The sequence below is a fragment of the Pseudomonas sp. ES3-33 genome (assembly GCF_000952175.1).
Taxonomy (GTDB): domain Bacteria; phylum Pseudomonadota; class Gammaproteobacteria; order Pseudomonadales; family Pseudomonadaceae; genus Aquipseudomonas; species Aquipseudomonas gregormendelii.
This window is the reverse complement of sequence record NZ_JZRI01000104.1, coordinates 23,879-40,139: the sequence shown is the minus strand read 5'-3', so window position 1 is coordinate 40,139 and position 16,261 is coordinate 23,879. Positions and strand designations below refer to the sequence as shown.

The following is a 16,261-nucleotide window of genomic DNA, read 5'->3' as shown; positions in this document are numbered from 1 at the left end:
CTATGTCCGCACATCAGAAGAAACACCCCTTCGATTTCAAAACCCAATATGGACTTGGCTTCAGCTCTCAGGACGATGAGATCGTGGTCGACTTCTTCTGCGGTGGTGGCGGCGCTGGTACCGGCTTGGAGATGGGCCTGGGCCGCGCGGTGAATGTCGCGAAGAACCACAGCCCCCAGGCAATCAGCATGCACACCGTCAACCACCCGGGCGCCGTGCATTACACCACCGACGTGTTCGAGGGTGATCCGGATACTGAGTGCGGTGGCAAGGCAGTTGGCTGGTTCCATATGTCGCCGGATTGCACGCATCACAGCCAGGCCGCGGGCGGCCAGCCTCGCAAGCGTGAAATTCGAAACCTGTCGTGGATCGGCCTGAAGTGGGCCGGCAAGAAGAAGCCCCGCGTCATCAGCCTTGAGAACGTGAAGCAGATCCTCCAGTGGGGGCCGCTGATCGCCAAGCGCTGCAAGGTGACCGGCCGGGTCATGAAGCTTGGCGGCGCCATCGCCGAGCCAGGCGAAGTCGTCCCGGTCCACCAGCAGTTCCTGGTGCCCGATCCGAAACGCCGCGGGCAGACTTGGGCAACCTTTGTCGCCGAGCTGCAGCATCTGGGCTACGTGGTTGAATGGCGCGTGATCAAAGCCTGCGACTTCGGAGCGCCCACCAGCCGCGAGCGACTGTTCATGATCGCCCGTTGCGACGGTGAGCCGATTGTGTGGCCATCGCCGACCCACGCCAAGTACCCGGTAAAGGGCCAGCAAAAGTGGCGCACCGCAGCCGAGTGCATCGACTGGACCATCCCAAGCAAAAGCATCTTCGACCGGCCAAAGCCTCTGGCGCCGGCCACGCTTCGGCGGATCGCCAAGGGCATGAAGAAGTTCGTCATCGATGCCGCCGACCCGTTCATCGTACCGATCGCGAATTGGTCCGGCGAAAGCGTGCAGTCAGCACACGACCCGCTGCGCACCGTCACCTCTTGGCCGCGCGGAGGATCGTTCGCTATGGCCAGCCCCATCATCGCGCCAGCCACGCACCAGGGCAGCGACCGCATCAACGACCCGCACGCCCCGCTGCCGACGGTGACTTGCGCCAACCGCGGCGAACTGACGCTGATCGGCCCAGTGCTTGTCGGTGCTGGTGGGCCCGAGTATTCAGGCAAGCCGGTGGCTGCCGACCAACCAGCCGGGACACTCATGACCCAGAACCATCGCGCGATCGCGGCGGCACACCTGGTGAAGTTCCGGTTTGCTGATGAAGGCAAGGCGCTCGACGAGCCGCTGCCGACCATCACCAGCGGTGGCAACTACCAGCGCCCCGCCGGTGCCGCCCATGCGATGGGTATCTCGACGGTGTTCATGGCGCAGATGAATGGGGGTTTCAATACCACCGACGCCAAGAGCGTTGAAGACCCCATGACCACGGTGACGAACACCGGCAGCCAGCAGCAGCTGGTAACTGCCAACCTAGTGCACCTGCGTGGTAACTGCGATGCGCGGGACACAGCGGATCCACTGCACACCATCAGCGCCGGCGGAACTCACCACGGGCTGGTCACTGCCTTCATGGAGCGACAGTTCGGCGCCAGCGTCGGCCAGGCGGTTGATGAGCCAGCACCGACCATCACTGCCGGTGGTGGAGGCAAGAGCTCACTGGTTGAACTCCAGCTTTCGCCTGAGGTTGAAGCAGGCGCACTGCGGGTCGCGGCCTTCTTGATCAGCTACTACGGCACCGAGAACGTGAGCGCCGCCGGCGAGCCTGCACCGACCATCACCACCAAGGATCGCCTGGGCCTGGTGACCGTCACGATTAAAGGCACGCCTTACGTGATCGTCGACATCTGCCTGCGGATGCTGCAGCCCGCCGAGTTGTACAAGGCACAAGGCTTTCCAGCGGACTACATCATCAGCCATGGCGCCGACGGCAAACCGTTCACCAAGACTCAGCAGGTCCACATGTGCGGCAACAGCGTCAGCCCTCCACCGATGGCTGCTCTGGCCCGCGCCAACGATCCTTGGAAGCAATCTGCGCAACAACAGGAGGCTGCATGATGAGCGAAGCTCAGAAAACCCCAGCGGCGAAGTGGCGGCAAGAAGGCGAAGTTGATCCGCATGGCGATCACTACAGCTGTCAGCGCGCGGCGCTGACTCTTGGCGAGTACACGGACGATGAACTGGCCAACGGCGTCTTCCTCCATGGCAACGAGCCGCTGAACATCAACGCTGTTGTGCGCAAGACTCCCGGCTATCATCCAGCGGTTATCTGGCTCACCGCCGGCAAGGATCGAATCCGCTGGTTGTCGCGGGCTCTTGAGGAATCGAAGTCCCGCGAACAGGCCCTGCAGCTGCTACTGAACGACCGTGACGAGCAGCTGAATAACCTTGAGCAATCCAGCCGGTCGCACTTCGAGAATGCTCAGGCGGCAGAGCGGCGGATTGATAAGCTGACTTCGAAGACAGTCCCGGACACCCCTGTGTGCAGAGGCTCAACCGCCCTCGGTACCGCTTGCGGGAAATGCGTGCGCTGTCTCGCTCCACTCGGGGAAGTGAAATTCAAGGGCATGATCGAGACCGCCTGCGGCACGTTCGCCATCATGATCGATGAAGCCAACGGTCACTACGGCTGGACTTTTCAGCGCCATCCCGATGGCATGTGGGTGTCAGGACGAAAGGCTACTGAAGCGGAAATGAGCGCCGCCCGCGCTCACGCAAAGCTCCTCGCTCTGTTTTGACTCTGCGCCGCCAGAAGTCAGCCGAATCCCGATAGGAGTACATCCGTACTCCACCCCTCTGTAACTCCCTCCCCCTTCAAAGTCAGCCGCTATATCGGCAAGGACGAGTACGCCCATGGAAAAGAAAAAGCTCGGTCCGGTCCATTATCGCTACGTCGACGAGATGGATCCCAAAGGCCTGGAAGTAACCTGTAAAAAGTACGTAGTTATCGGTGAGACCGAGCAGTGCTGGTACATCGTGGATGAATTCCACAACAACCTCTTCGGTGGCTCGCAGCGTGAATCCCTGCTTAAGCAGTACCGCAAGCGCGTCCTAAAGGAGGGTGGCGAGCACGGACGTCGATTCGCCTACACCGACAAGGCCCTGGCGCTGCGATCGTACAAACAGCGCAAGTCCTGGCAGATGCGCCATGCCCAGCTTTCGCTTGAGCGGGCCCAGGCTGCCATTGCGTATTTCGGCGACACCAAGACAGAAAGCACTGTCCCACCAGACAGCCTGGTGGTGCCGTGCGAATACATCCAGGCCATGAACTGGAGCGAGTGCTGATGATCATCCCCGCCCTCGCCTACATGGCCTGGCTCATCTACACGGGGCCACGGTGAATAGAAACCGCCCCATCAGCCACCGAATGAACCGGACAGGAGTTCGGCAACTGATGAAGCGCAAGCCTCAAGGATAGCTCACCCAAAGAATTTGCCTTTCGCATTTTGTCGCTTCGCACCCCTCATCTGATTTCCATGATCGACCTACCAGCCTGCCGGTGACAGCCGTTAAGGCAACTGACTATCAACCCACCGCTCAGCCGCGGCCATTGCATCATCCAATGCGGTCGGATAATCGGGCCATGGTCCTAACAGCTCGGCTGCGACATCGCCCATCCCATCGATTGGTGCCGGCTCGATGATCTTCGCAGAAGCAGGCGCTTTATCGTTTGGCCGGCTCCAGTCGAACTTCAGAAAAATAATATGGCCTCGGTACTTGTGGGCTATCGGCACATCCAGATTGTGTGACACGCGTCCTCCGAAGTCTTATTGAAATGAGCATTCATTTGTACACCCATCCTGAAGCCTGAGGAATCAGGGCAAAAGGCTACTAATCCATTCCCCTATAAGCATGCCAGTGAATGGCTGGCGAGGACTTCGCATGCCTGAAATCAAGTGCCACATGGGCCACACCCAGAGCGTCAGCACCACCGATTGGGTGGCCACCCTGACACTCGACCAGCTCCGATTTGCCCGTAATGCCATGGACGACAAGATCAAAGCTGCCGAGGCGCAGCCAAAGCGGATCGTCTGGCGGGTATGTCGCGGTGGCGTGTGTGAAGCCAACTACCAGGAAGAACAATACGAGGGGGCCGCCGACCACCTGCTGCGCATCTTCAAGGCGAAATTCATGGACGAGGCAGCGGACTACGTGAAAAAGCCCTACGGCACCGAGACCTTCCGCCGAGAGCTGCCAAGCATTGAAATCGAGCGCGTGACTCAGTTCGAATACGAAACCGAGTGGTTCCCCGCAAAACCCGAATAACCACCCTCTGCCGCCACGCGCGGCATGGAGCACCCAATGAAACGAGAGCTGATCAAAATCAGTGAGTTCCAGCGCCGGCGCTGGGGCGAGAACGGCACCCCGCAATGCCCGCAAGCCATCCGCAACCATATCCGTAACGGCGTGGTGCCCGGGGAGCAGATCGGGAAACTCTGGTACGTTGACTGGACAGCATTCAATCGCTCGGACGGCAACGACCTGGTGGCGATGGTATTGAAAGGAGCTGCATGATGGTCCCACGGCCGCGCAACAAGGCGAACAAGAGCCTCCCGCAGAACCTGTATTTCGATCCGCGGCGCTCGACTTATCGCTACCGGCGGCCAACCGACGGTAAGTGGTTCCAATTTGGCAGCGACCGAATCAAGGCGATCGATGCCGCGAAGCAATTGAACCTGGAATTCATGCGCGGCGCTGATCTGATCGGCGCTGTGATGGGCAACTCATCAGAGTCATTTTCCGGCTTTCTCGATACCTACGAACGCGACGTTCTTCCACCGCGGGAGCTGGCCAAAGGAACACTGGGCCTTTACGCAGTGCACTTCCGGCGCTTCCGCAAGCAGTTCGAGGGCAAGTCCGTCGATCAAATAACCATTCGCATGGTCGCGGAGATGCTGGACGCGCTCACTCCGCGCACGGCGAACCAGTGCCGGGCGCTACTGATAGACATCTTCAATCACGCTGCGTCCAAAGGACTGTGCCCCGATAACCCGGCGGCCAGCACCATCAACCGGATTGAGAAGAAGCAGCGCAAACGCCACACCGTTGAAGGGCTGAAAGCCATCCGGGAAAAGTCGCCGGCTTGGCTGCAGAACGCAATCGACCTGGCGTTGATCACCGCCCAGCGCCGGACAGACATCCTCGATATGCGTTTTGATGGCAGCCGGGAGGGTTACCTTTACGTGGTGCAGAAGAAGACGGCCAAGGCCAGCGACGCGGCATGGATTCGATTTCAGATAACGCCGGAGTTGCAGGCGGTCATCAGCCGATGCCGTGACGATGTCGTATCGCCCTACCTGGTGCACCGGAAGCCAGATCGCCGGAAACAGAAACAGGCGCAGACCAAGGACCATTGGACAAAGGTTGAGGAGAGGTATTTGACGCGAGCTTTCAAGGAGGCCAGGGAGGCGGCGAACTGCTACGCGGGATGGAAAGAGAAAGAGATGCCGGGCTTCCACGAAGTGCGAGCGCTATCGCTGCACCTGTACAAGAGAGCCGGAAAGGATGGTCAGAAAATAGCTGGCCATGCGAGCGAGGGCATGACCAGAAACTATCAACGGGACCACGAGGAAATCGTCTGGTCCGAGGCAATTCCGGACCTAAACATCAGCGAAATCACCGGATAGTTTTGCGCCAGTTTTGCGCGGGTTTTGCGCAGACACAAAAAAGCCGATCCATCTGATCGGCTTAAGTGTCTGATTTTACTCAGGAATAATGGTCGGGACGGAGTGATTCGAACACTCGACCCCTAGCACCCCATGCCATTAACTTATGGATCTCACTGGACGTCCAGAAACACCGACAGACCGCTTAAAGTCAGCTATTTAAAGGTTAAATACTAGAATCTTTGTCTATCAACCTTCATAAACGCCCAGCATTAGCTACCATTTCTGTTTACCCCTTTGTTTACCCCTGAGATCGATATGACCAGATACCCCAAAGCAGGCAAAGGTGGAGTGTGGAAAGTAAAAGAACTGCAAGTCATCCCTGCTGATTGGAAAGGCGACACTATTAGCGACGGGGGCGGGCTATCTGGAGAGATTCGCATCAATGCGGACGGCTCAATCAGCATCCGCTTTAAATACGCATTTCGCTGGAACGGCAAGGTAGCGTGGCATCAATGCGGAACATTCCCTAGCTCCGGGATAGCCAGCATCCGCAGCGAACGCGACTGGGCACGCCAGAGGGTGGCCGAAGGCATCAATCCCAGCGACGAGAAGAAGGCTAACCGGATTAAAGAGCAGGCAACCAACAAGGCCATCATTGCCGAAGCTGAACGCAAGGCCACCGAAAATTTGACAGTAGCCGACCTCTTCGACGAGTGGCTAAAGGATGGTGTAGCCCGTCAGGACGGCAATGCAGAGTTGAGGCGCAGCTTTGGTAAGAACGTGCTGCCCTTCATCGGCAAGAAAGCTCTGCGAGATTTGACCGAGAAGGATTTGCTCGCAGTGCTACGAACATTACGAGCACGCGGCCTGAACCGGGGCGTGGTCATCCTGAACAGTGATATGGGTCAAATGCTGCGCTGGGCGGAAAAGCGAAAGCCCTGGCGCGTCTTAATGATTGACGGAAACCCAGCCGAACTGGTGGAAGTCGAAAAGCTGCTCGACTACGCCTACCAGGAACAGCGTGATCGGGTTCTGTCTGCGGATGAAATCAGGGAGTTGCGCGACATTTTCGAGAGCATGGAGCGCGACTATGCCTTCCTGCCAGCCGGCCAAAAATATTCCGGCGTGCGTCCCTTGGAACGAAAAGCCCAGCTCGCATTGTGGATATGCCTGAGTACCCTCTGCCGCATCGGTGAATTGCTAAAAAGTGAGTGGCAACACGTCGATCTAGAAAATGGAACGTGGCTTCTCCCAGCCGAAAACACCAAAGGACACCGAGGCAAGCGGCAAGACCATCATGTCTTTCTTTCTGCCTTCGCCCTGCGTCAGTTCAAGGAACTGCATACCCTGACAGGCGAGTCCTCGTACCTGTTCCCCGCCACCAACAACATCGGCCATGTTGATCTCAAAAGCATCTCCAAACGTGTGGGCGACCGGCAAGAGAAATTCAAGAATCGTAGTAAGCCACTATCTGGCCGCCGCCATGACAACACGCTGGTGTTGAGCCATGGTACCAAAGGTGGATGGACACCCCACGACTTGCGCCGCACGGGCGCGACGATGATGCAGGAACTTGGCGTCACCTTGGAAATTATCGACCGCTGCCAAAATCATCTATTAGGCGGATCCAAAGTACGACGCCATTACCTGCACCATGACTACGCCAACGAAAAGCGTAACGCCTGGCGCTTACTAGGGGAACGCTTGGAAAAGTTGACCAATCCCGATGCCGAGGAAGTGGTGCCAATTAAACACGTTTGACCGAATATTTGGCACAAGTCAGCCTTGAGAAAGCCAATCTAATTCGAATGAAAACTCGGATTGTTCTGGTACTGTGAGCCGCAGAGCCCCATATCGATCAGCAACTTGGAATCAATAGCACTCTTAGTCAGCATCCAATAGCCGATTCTGTTGAAAAAGTAGCTCCCCAGTCTGGGCTGCGGCAAAATCTCTGCATTGGCCGGCGGGGATCGCACAGCATGATGGAACAGTTATCGAGTGGGCACGAGCGACTTTTTTACTCGTTCAACCTTGAAGATCACATCCCAGCCAATCACCTTCTGCGCCGCATTGATCGGTGTCTCGATCTGAGCGACCTGCGCGCCCTTACCTCGCCGATTTTTATAGCCCGATCGGGCGCCCCTCGATTGACCCTGAGCTGATGATCCGCATGCTGATCGTGGGCTAGTGCTACGGTATTTGCTCCGAGCAGCGGCTGTGCGAGGAGACCCATTTGAACCTGGCGTATCGCTGGTTCTGCCGGTTAAGCCTTGAAGATGAAGTCCCCAATCATTCGACCTTTTCCAAAAAACGACACGGCCGTTTTCGGGACAGCGATCTCTTTCACTGGCTGTTCAATGAAGTGCTGCGTCACTGCATAGACGCAGGCCAGGTCAAAGGCGAAGGCTTTGCCGTTGACGCGGATGCGAGTCGGCAGAGCCGGTGTGGGTTACACATGCGCCAGCACTTTCATCCGAGTAGCGCGGCGGTTGGCGCATAGATAAGCACAGTGCGGCTTCGCCGCAACGAACACCGCGATCACTCTAGCCAATGCAGTCTCGGTACCAGCGCGCATTTCCATCGGCTCCATGGCGAGCCTGATGGAGCTGATGCGGATCATCGCAGCAAGTCTCGAAGAAAGCTCGCGCAAGCAGCAACACTTTCAGTTGGCCAGCTTACTTTGACGGTGCCTCGTGGGTGCAGGATTTCGACGCAGATATTCGGCGATCCAGCTTACGAATTCACTTCGGCCAGTTGCATAGATAGCGGAATGAATGCAGGTTGCAGCGCCGTATTTTGCTGCGTGTGTACCCGAATCCATTTTTGGACGAGGTTCGCGTTGAGGCTATGGCTGAGCGCGATGCTGGCAATCGAAGCACCGGGCTGGACACACTCTTGAATGACCTGTGCTTTCAAGGATTTTGAATAGGAACGGCGTGTTAGCTGCATGAAATACCCGCTTAAAAGGCTAGAACTGGTGCCCACTTAAATTTAAGTACACACCATGTCTTGGCTTTGCGGGGCTGGGTAGATGACTTGGCAGGACGGATACAATTGATGCAATTCAGAAATACCTACATCAGCAAAAGTAGGGTGTTTGCTTTTGGCTGCTGCGCTTCCCTAATTAAAAGGAGAAGTGGCCATGCCTGAAGATCAAACCCCTGCCCTGATCTACCGCCTTAACCAGAACACCATGGCGCTCGGATGCGCCATCGAAGAGATCCGCATCCGGATCGATCAGCGCGGCTCCGCGGATACGTATGACCGAGTCAACGAGCATCTAAGAGGTGCTGGCAGACAAGAGTGATGCCATTGCCAAGTTGATGGCTGACCTCGTAGCCAGGTGAAAACCGCAGGAAAAGATTGACCCGGAAGACTGAAACCAGCCCAATGAGTGCAGCCCGGTCAAGTGCAGGGTTTTCGTGTGAGCCGAAACACTTGAACAACCTTGGCTTGTCTGTAGGCTACTGTTACGCCGACTTTTTTTGACGCTTCTGCTGATACATCGCCTGATCCGCGATTGTGAGAGCTTGAGAAATTCGTATCGTCTTGTTGGTTGCAGCGAGCCCATAGGAAGCCTTGACTCCCTCACTCTCGAGCGCTAGTTTTATCCTCTCGCACAGTGCAAGGCCACCTTCTAGATCGCAGTTAACTCCGATAATTCCGAACTCATCACCCCCTAGCCTTGCCACAACATCTTCCGCCCTTGAGGCTTTCAACAATGCAGTTGCTGCACGTTTTATTAGTGCGTCGCCGGCAGCATGGCCGAGGCAGTCGTTAGTCTCCTTCAGCCCATCTAGGTCAACAACGATGACGACCGAGGATTGGCGATAGCGCTGGTATCGTGCCTCCTCCTTTACAAGAAGCTGATCCCATCCCGCGCGGTTATAAAGCCCCGTAAGCGCATCCGTCATTGCTTGTGCCTGATAGCGCTCAGCTCTTCGTTCTTCCTCGTCGGCTTTCAACTCCATCTGCAAAATCGTGCTAAGCATGCTGCCAACCAACTCGATCAGATCTTGATTATCAGCAAGGCTGTCTGGCTGCGGCTTGGGATCAATGCCACACAAGGTGCCAAACAAGCTGCCATCAGAGAGTAGAAGGGGCACGCCTATGTAGGCACCTATCGGAATTTTCCGACCTATTTCCGACGCAGCATAGGCCGGCACTCGACTTGAATTGGGGGCGATATTGGGACCATTCCCTGCCACCATTTCGCTACAAAAGGAATCGCCCCAATTAAAGACATCACCAGGAGCGACGCCATAGCCTTGATCGTCGCGATGAATAACTGCCCAGTCATTGCCCTCAGTTCTCGTGACCATACACATCTGGAAGCCTAATTTGCGGCGAAGAAACGCCAGCGCTTTTTTAGACGCGCTTTCAAAACCATCCATGATCACTCCCAATAAGGTTAACCAATCACAAACACGATAAAGTGAAGAGCCTCCACTGCCGCTGGTTGGCTGAAGGTTATAGTGCTAAGCACCGTAAGAATACATAAGCCGCGCAGGTTGGGGGTATCGCAGAACATTACATATAGGCGCCAACGCCGAATTGACCTACGTGCCGACGCAAGACTGACCCAACTCCAATCGGCAGAAGTCCAGCACAGGAAATGGTTCGCGAGGAATCAGACTGGGTCAGTGGCATCTCGGTAACTGGATCAATTCGGCATCGGCGCCAACACGGAAGCGTCAGTAGACGCCTCGGACACGCCGATTGTGCGACATATCAAGATCAAGGCCGCTGCAAACCCTCACGCCCCTGCATGGGATGAGAACTTCGAGTCCCGATGGGGCAAAAGAATGCTTATCTCTCCAAAGGGTCGAGCCAAGCTTTATCGGGTGAGGCTACAGCAGGGTGGCCGCTGCTGCGCATGCCTTAAGCCGGCCACCAAAAACACACCATGGCATAGCGTCGATGCGGATCACTGGGCAACCTCACGGATAAAACGGGCGCAACCATCAGGATCTGAGGATGGCCACTTCAAGGTGAGTTTTTGCTGCCCAAAAGGAACCTCGATGCTGACAGACACTTGCTGATCGGGCTGGGTTCGGGACTCTAGTTTCATCGGAACGAAAGCGGGCAACGCCGGCGCCTGACGATCACGATAAGCAGGTATCCATTTACGAACGAGATTGGCGTTGATGCCGTGGCGTAAGGCTACGCTGGCCATCGACACGCCAGGTTGCAGGCATTCCTGGACGACTTGGGCTTTAAAGGGTTTGGGATAAGAGGTTCGTTGGCGCATAGTAATCCTGACGATAAGGGCGATGGTGTCCACGTATTTTTGAACTGACACCATCGCCCTTATAGTTGGGATCGGGTAGGTGACTTCGCCGGACGCTTACACTGGTCGGCCTGCGCATTGAGAAGATCATCAATTCACCTGCCGCCCTGAAGCTGGGGCTGGCCGAACTGATGTAGTGGGTCGGGATCACTGAGCAGGGCGAGGCGCTTACATTGATGATTCATCATGTCCAAGACCTGGGCACGGAAGGTTTTGTGCGGTTTGTTGGCCCGGGCCACAAAATCGAAGATTGCCAAAACGTGGCGCGCATTTCAGACAGTGCGCCGATTAGGTCTGGTGCCTGGCCTGTAACCTTGGCAGCACTGGATGACTTGGTGAAATGGACTGGCGCAAACGATCAAAGCGCGGCGATGAGGTTGATAATCCCTCCCCTTCACGAAGTCCGGCGTGAGCACGTCCTTTGCTTCCTGCTACCACCACCGAAACAAAAATAGGTAGTACCCGAGACCGTGGCGCGAAAGCTTGAGCTCGCCTAAAACCGCGAAGCCCTGCGCATCTACCGCGATGAATAATCTCGCTTGAGCAATTACGCTCTTGCAGCGGCCAACGCCATCTCATGAGCTTTGCTCATCACTTGAATTGCATTTGATACATGCGGGTGCCCTACGCAGAGGTATGGTGCGTTACCCAACAAGCCCGCTGCCGCATTATCCAGCAGAGTTTTTACATCGAGCCCACTGGCAATGGCCGCCCCAATGATGGCTACCAACGCTTGCTCAAGCGCAACTTCTCGATCAGTAATCATCCGCATTTCCTCCTTCCGGCTCAATACAGGGAGGACAGAAATACTCCACACACACCCAAAATGCCACTACTCACTGTCGCATCCGGTCACGGAGGGCGGCGCCTACCCGAGGTAAGCGCAATGCCTATTCTCCACAGCATCATCCACAAGATCGACAAGAAGCCCGACGGCAGCCCAGCGATCCTGCATTGCAGTGTCAGCGAGCTGGCAGAGAACCAAGCTCGCGACGAACTGGTCAACCAGTTCAATGAAAGCTATAACGCCAAGACCGGCAAGGCTTGGGGCTTCTTCCAAGGGCAAGAATGGTCGGAAGGCAAACGACTACTTCCGAGACTTCATCGACTGCCAAGAAGGTGTGGACGGTCATCGACCATTCCCGCTGACAAGAAGACCCTGAACAAATTCCGGCACTTCACCGGCCGCTCCGAAGGCCTACCGATCAGCTGATGCGTGCCGCCGCCTAACACCTACCGCAACGCTGCGCTCTGGATGGAGGGCGGCGCCTGACTGGGGATAACCTCGACCCCACAATTCGAAAGCCCCAATGGGCTATGGCGGCGTCTTGGTTACGCCGTTGAGCGTGAGCCGCGCGGAGTACGGACGATTCGCCGTCCAGACGGATCGGCGGTGAGCATCGATAGTGAACGAGGCCAGCACACTGGAGAGATTGAAGCTGCGCGGCAGGAGCTGGAGCGCCTGCCTCGGGCCAGAGTGAGTATCAGGCAGCTCAGCTCGATATCTTCGCCTAACCCGCCCTCAGCTACTGCCCCCGAATACCAACTAGAAGACGCGCGAAGGCGTCCGGCAACATTTGTTCAGCCAGCTATGGAGATGTGCGTTCTGGTTCCGTATGGAGGACGCATTGATGTGACCACAGAAACCTCGTACTTCCTCACTGGTTTGCCTAAAGCATTGAGCTCTTCGTAATAGTGCACTTCGGTATCTTTCTCGCTATCCGGTCCCAACCATTCAAAGTCATTGCGGACTAGCTTATGGCCCTCTGGAATTCCAATTATTTTTTTATGCTCGTCAATCATTGAGGCATCCTCGGCCCGATTCCATATCTCGCCTTAACCAATACGCCACTTCAACGAATCACGCCAGCCGGCGAGGCAGGCGCGCACCTGGAGGCACTCAATGTCTACCCCCCATAAAGCGGATTGATCTGTCGTGCCCGCGCATCCGCCGGCGCGTCCTGCGGGCTATCAAATCGGGTTACAGCCTAACTGGCGAACCGATTATCGGCGCATGGCTGTGCACTCCCGGCACTCTGGTATTCAAGCTTGACGAATGGCGCGATCACCCCAACGACGTGCACGAATGGGTGCCGCTATGACACCTCATGAATTCATCGAGAAGAACATGCACGACGAGCTGGTGAAGCAGGTATTCAAAGAGGGGATTTGCTTCTCCGTGTCCCGCCACGCTGTGGACTATTACCGCCAGCGCAGCATGTTCAAGAAGAACGTTATTGCGGATTTGCTGGCCTGGTCGAATAAGCGGGCGAAGGAGATGTCGCAGGGACTCTCCCTCGCATATTGAAATTCAAGTCGCCCAGTGATCGTCGACGAACTTCTCGGCCGCCTTTATTCCCGAGTGAAGCGCCTCTTCATACGTCGGCCAGCTTCCGAAAATCACATCGTACACAACCAGCTGGCTATCAGTAGGCCTATCGGGCTGCTGGTCAGGAGAGACGAAGATCCTCTGGTAATTCCCCCTCACCGAAAAAGAGATGAGCAAATTTTCTTCTCGATAGGAGCAGACGTAAGAAGGCCAAACTTCACTCATAAATCGCTCCTTGATCCGGCCTTATGCCGGACCATCAACCAATAGCCCACAAACTAACTTCACGCCAGCCCGGGCATGACCCGCCCAAGGACACCCCATGCCCACAGAAAACAAACCGGCCGAGCCTGGCGATTCCGCTGGAATGGCAAGGTAGCGTGGCATCAATGCGGGACATTCCCTGACTCTGGGATAGCCAGCATCCGCACAGTACGCGACCGGGCACGCCAGAAGGTGGCCGAGGGCATCAACCCCAGCGACGACAAGACGGCTAATAGAATTAAAGAACAGGCAGCCAACAAGGCCATCATTGCCGAAGCCGAGCGCAAGGCCACCGAGAACCTGACAGTAGCCGATCTATTCAACGAGTGGCTAACGGACGGTGTGGCCCGTCAGGATGGCAATGCAGAACTAAGGAAGGTCTGAAGTAGTCAGCGATTTTTGATGCCCTCGTTGGTAGAGGTTCAAAAAGCGCTGGCTGGTCAGAAATCAGACCTTTCCTGTTCTTAACTCATCGTTTCACCCTTGAGCGACGCCTTTTCAAGGCGCTCTTCCCGCATTACAGGCGCACCTCTCCCGCGACCAGCAGTCGTTTTCGCATCATCCACAGGTTCGACAGGGCAAATAGCGTGGCCTGTTGCGCGGTGTTTTTCATCAGGCCGCGAAAGCGCACTTTCGTATAGCCAAACTGACGCTTGATCACTCGGAATGGATGCTCAACCTTCGCCCGCACTTGTGCTTTCGCATATTCGATTTTGCGCCGCAGGCGCCCGATCAAACTCTTTTTCGCGTGTTTTTTATAGCTGCTGGGCCGGGCGGCAATCGACCAGATCATCTTGCGATTCTGATGCTCAGGACGCTTGTCCACGCCGATGTAACCAGCATCGCCAGACACGTATGATTCCTCGCCATGCAGCAACTGATCGACCTGCGTCACGTCCGCCACATTGGCCGCCGTGCCCACCAGGCTATGCACCAAACCCGACTCGGCATCGACGCCGATATGCGCTTTCATCCCGAAAAAATACATGTTCCCCTTCTTCGTCTGATGCATTTCGGGGTCGCGTTTGCCATCTTTATTCTTGGTCGAACTCGGCGCATGAATGATCGTCGCATCGACCACCGTACCGTGGCGCAACATCAGGCCACGGTCGCCCAGATAACCGTTGATGACCTGCAAAATCCGCCGGCCAATTCATGTTTCTCCAACAAGCGCCGGAAGTTGAGGATCGTGGTTTCATCGGGAATCCGATCCAGATGCAGTCCCGAAAACTGGCGCAGGATAGTGGTCTCGTACAGCGCTTCTTCCATCGCTGGATCGCTGTAGCCGAACCAGTTCTGCATCAGATGAACTCGCAACATCGCCATCAGCGGATACGCCGGACGACCACCTTCGCCTTTCGGATAATACGGCTCGATCAAGGCAATCAGACCCTTCCAGGGCACGACCTGATCCATCTCGATCAGAAAACGCTCGCGGCGGGTCTGCTTACGTTTGCCGGCGTACTCGGCATCGGCGAAGGACATCTGTTTCATCGGGGCTCAACCGTCGTGTTCGGATCAGGCGGCTATTTCACCAAATCTGAAAGTCTTTTTCAGAGTTTCCCTAAGGCGCAGCTTAAGCAAGAACGTGCTGCCCACCATAAGTAAGAAGGCGCTGCGAGACTTGACCGAGAAGGACTTACTGGCTGTTCTACGCGCTTTACGAGCTCGCGGCCTGAACCGGGCCGTGGTTATTCTGAATAATGATATAGGGCAGATGCTGCGCTGGGCGGAAAAGCGAAAGCCCTGGCGCGGCTTGATGATTGACGGCAACCCGTCCGAGTTGGTGGAAGTCGAAAAACTGCTCGACCACAACTACCAGGAACAGCGCGACCGAGTACTGTCTTTCGATGAAATCAGGGAGTTGCACAACATTTTAAAACGCATGGAGCGAAACTATTTCGCCCTCCCCGGCGGCCGGAAATACTCCGGCGTGCGCCCCCTGGAACGAAAAGCTCAGCTCGCATTGTGGATATGCCTGAGTACTCTATGTCGCATCGGTGATTTATTGAAGGGTGAGTGGCAACACGTCGATCTAGATAAGGAAACGTGGCTTCTCCCAGCCGAGAACACCAAAAGGCAGCGAGGCAAACGCCAAGACCACCACGTCTTTCTTTCCGCCTTCGCCCAGCGTCAGTTCAAGGAACTGCATACCCTGACAGGCGAGTCCTCGTACCTGTTCCCCGCCACCAACAATGCCGGCCACGTTGACCTCAAAAGCATTTCCAAGCGTTTGGGCGACCAGCAGGAGAAGTTCAAAAACCGTAGCAAGCCGCCATCAGGCCGCCGCCATGACAACGCGTTGGTGCTGAACAACGGCACTAAAGGTAAATGGACGCCGCACGACCTACGCCGCACAGGCGCAACGATGATGCAAGAACTTGGCGTAATCTTGGAAATTATCGACCGCTCCTAGCATGACCTGCTAGGCGGCTCCAAAGTGCGCCGCCATTACCTGCACCATGACTATGCCAACGAAAAGCGTGACGCCTGGTGATTACTAGGGGAACGCTTGGAAATGTTGACCAATCCCGATGCCGAGGAAGTGGTGCCAATTAAACACGCTTAACCGAATATTTGGCGCAAGTCAGCCTTGAGAAAGCCAATCTAATTAGAACGAAAGCTCGGATTGTTCTGGCACTGTGAGCCGCTGAGATCCATATCGATTAGCAATTTGGAATCGATAGCACTCTCAGTCAGCATCCAATAGCCAAAAGCAGTCAGTCAATTGAACTGACTGCGATTCCGCCTTAGTAATCCAACAGATTCCAGCTGAGCG

General features: G+C 56.0%; 17 protein-coding genes and 4 pseudogenes. 13 read left to right on the top strand and 8 right to left on the bottom strand.

What is annotated here, in order from left to right; translation table 11 throughout:
• The first annotated feature begins 2 nt into the window (after window positions 1-2).
• The 3 genes from UB23_RS17860 (at window position 3) to UB23_RS17850 (ending at window position 3,275) form a co-directional block, all read left to right on the top strand.
• Complete coding sequence (locus UB23_RS17860) at window positions 3-2,048, top strand: DNA cytosine methyltransferase (protein ID WP_045060625.1); 2,046 nt, start codon at window positions 3-5, stop codon at window positions 2,046-2,048.
• Window positions 2,045-2,728, top strand: coding sequence for a hypothetical protein (locus UB23_RS17855; RefSeq protein ID WP_152644286.1), 684 nt, complete (start codon window positions 2,045-2,047; stop codon window positions 2,726-2,728). The genes UB23_RS17860 and UB23_RS17855 overlap by 4 nt, the downstream gene beginning before the upstream one ends.
• Before the next feature lie 115 nt (window positions 2,729-2,843).
• On the top strand, window positions 2,844-3,275 hold the full coding sequence (locus UB23_RS17850) for a hypothetical protein (protein ID WP_045060623.1): 432 nt from the start codon (window positions 2,844-2,846) through the stop codon (window positions 3,273-3,275).
• Window positions 3,276-3,499: 224 nt separating this feature from the next.
• Here UB23_RS17850 and UB23_RS17845 read toward each other — a convergent pair whose 3' ends face one another.
• Window positions 3,500-3,742, bottom strand: coding sequence for a hypothetical protein (locus UB23_RS17845; protein ID WP_045060622.1), 243 nt, complete (start codon window positions 3,740-3,742; stop codon window positions 3,500-3,502).
• Between the two features lie 130 nt (window positions 3,743-3,872).
• On the opposite strand from UB23_RS17845, the gene UB23_RS17840 reads away from it, so the two are divergent.
• The 5 genes and pseudogenes from UB23_RS17840 to UB23_RS28660 form a co-directional block, all read left to right on the top strand.
• Window positions 3,873-4,256 carry a hypothetical protein gene (locus tag UB23_RS17840; RefSeq protein WP_045060621.1) on the top strand — a complete coding sequence of 128 codons (384 nt, stop codon included), beginning with the start codon at window positions 3,873-3,875 and terminating at the stop codon, window positions 4,254-4,256.
• 36 nt (window positions 4,257-4,292) lie between these two features.
• A complete protein-coding gene (locus tag UB23_RS17835; RefSeq protein ID WP_045060620.1) occupies window positions 4,293-4,505 on the top strand; it encodes a hypothetical protein in 213 nt (70 codons plus the stop codon).
• On the top strand, window positions 4,505-5,617 hold the full coding sequence (locus tag UB23_RS17830) for a phage integrase Arm DNA-binding domain-containing protein (protein WP_045060619.1): 1,113 nt from the start codon (window positions 4,505-4,507) through the stop codon (window positions 5,615-5,617). The genes UB23_RS17835 and UB23_RS17830 overlap by 1 nt, the downstream gene beginning before the upstream one ends.
• 297 nt (window positions 5,618-5,914) lie before the next feature.
• Window positions 5,915-7,360, top strand: coding sequence for a tyrosine-type recombinase/integrase (locus UB23_RS17825; RefSeq protein ID WP_045060618.1), 1,446 nt, complete (start codon window positions 5,915-5,917; stop codon window positions 7,358-7,360).
• A 218-nt stretch (window positions 7,361-7,578) separates the two neighbouring features.
• Window positions 7,579-8,036 (top strand): annotated as a pseudogene (locus UB23_RS28660) (transposase); the annotation flags it as partial.
• Between the two features lie 296 nt (window positions 8,037-8,332).
• Here the strand turns inward: UB23_RS28660 and UB23_RS28655 are convergent.
• Window positions 8,333-8,548 (bottom strand): transposase, encoded by a 216-nt coding sequence (locus UB23_RS28655; protein WP_082069205.1) that lies wholly within the window; start codon window positions 8,546-8,548, stop codon window positions 8,333-8,335.
• 193 nt (window positions 8,549-8,741) lie between these two features.
• Here UB23_RS28655 and UB23_RS17815 point away from each other — a divergent pair, with 193 nt between their 5' ends.
• Window positions 8,742-8,906, top strand: coding sequence for a hypothetical protein (locus UB23_RS17815; protein WP_330218108.1), 165 nt, complete (start codon window positions 8,742-8,744; stop codon window positions 8,904-8,906).
• A 163-nt stretch (window positions 8,907-9,069) separates the two neighbouring features.
• On the opposite strand, the gene UB23_RS17810 is transcribed toward UB23_RS17815, so the two are convergent.
• The 3 genes from UB23_RS17810 to UB23_RS17800 all read right to left on the bottom strand — a co-directional run bounded on the left by UB23_RS17810 (window position 9,070) and on the right by UB23_RS17800 (window position 11,655).
• A complete protein-coding gene (locus tag UB23_RS17810) occupies window positions 9,070-9,993 on the bottom strand; it encodes a sensor domain-containing diguanylate cyclase (protein WP_045060616.1) in 924 nt (307 codons plus the stop codon).
• Window positions 9,994-10,526: 533 nt separating this feature from the next.
• Window positions 10,527-10,850, bottom strand: a complete 324-nt coding sequence (gene tnpA, locus UB23_RS17805; protein WP_045060712.1) for an IS66-like element accessory protein TnpA — start codon at window positions 10,848-10,850, stop codon at window positions 10,527-10,529.
• A gap of 586 nt (window positions 10,851-11,436) precedes the next feature.
• A complete protein-coding gene (locus UB23_RS17800; protein ID WP_045060615.1) occupies window positions 11,437-11,655 on the bottom strand; it encodes a hypothetical protein in 219 nt (72 codons plus the stop codon).
• Between the two features lie 120 nt (window positions 11,656-11,775).
• On the opposite strand from UB23_RS17800, the pseudogene UB23_RS30315 reads away from it, so the two are divergent.
• Window positions 11,776-11,946: pseudogene (locus UB23_RS30315) on the top strand (nucleoid-associated protein); the annotation flags it as partial.
• Window positions 11,947-12,470: 524 nt separating this feature from the next.
• Here the strand turns inward: UB23_RS30315 and UB23_RS17790 are convergent.
• Complete coding sequence (locus UB23_RS17790) at window positions 12,471-12,692, bottom strand: hypothetical protein (protein WP_045060613.1); 222 nt, start codon at window positions 12,690-12,692, stop codon at window positions 12,471-12,473.
• A 283-nt stretch (window positions 12,693-12,975) separates the two neighbouring features.
• On the opposite strand from UB23_RS17790, the gene UB23_RS17785 reads away from it, so the two are divergent.
• The gene (locus UB23_RS17785) at window positions 12,976-13,197 is read left to right on the top strand and encodes a hypothetical protein (protein WP_045060612.1); all 222 of its coding nucleotides are present in this window, start codon (window positions 12,976-12,978) and stop codon (window positions 13,195-13,197) included.
• Between the two features lie 3 nt (window positions 13,198-13,200).
• Here UB23_RS17785 and UB23_RS17780 read toward each other — a convergent pair whose 3' ends face one another.
• Window positions 13,201-13,443: a hypothetical protein gene (locus tag UB23_RS17780; RefSeq protein ID WP_045060611.1), complete on the bottom strand. Its 243-nt coding sequence runs from the start codon at window positions 13,441-13,443 to the stop codon at window positions 13,201-13,203.
• A 75-nt stretch (window positions 13,444-13,518) separates the two neighbouring features.
• Here UB23_RS17780 and UB23_RS30585 point away from each other — a divergent pair, with 75 nt between their 5' ends.
• Entirely contained in the window at window positions 13,519-13,866 is a 348-nt protein-coding gene (locus tag UB23_RS30585) for an integrase arm-type DNA-binding domain-containing protein (RefSeq protein WP_330218107.1), read from the top strand.
• 133 nt (window positions 13,867-13,999) lie between these two features.
• On the opposite strand, the pseudogene UB23_RS17770 reads toward UB23_RS30585, so the two are convergent.
• Window positions 14,000-14,976, bottom strand: a pseudogene (locus UB23_RS17770) (IS5 family transposase).
• 70 nt (window positions 14,977-15,046) lie between these two features.
• Here UB23_RS17770 and UB23_RS17765 point away from each other — a divergent pair.
• Window positions 15,047-15,979, top strand: a pseudogene (locus UB23_RS17765) (tyrosine-type recombinase/integrase); the annotation flags it as partial.
• Window positions 15,980-16,261: the final 282 nt, after the last annotated feature.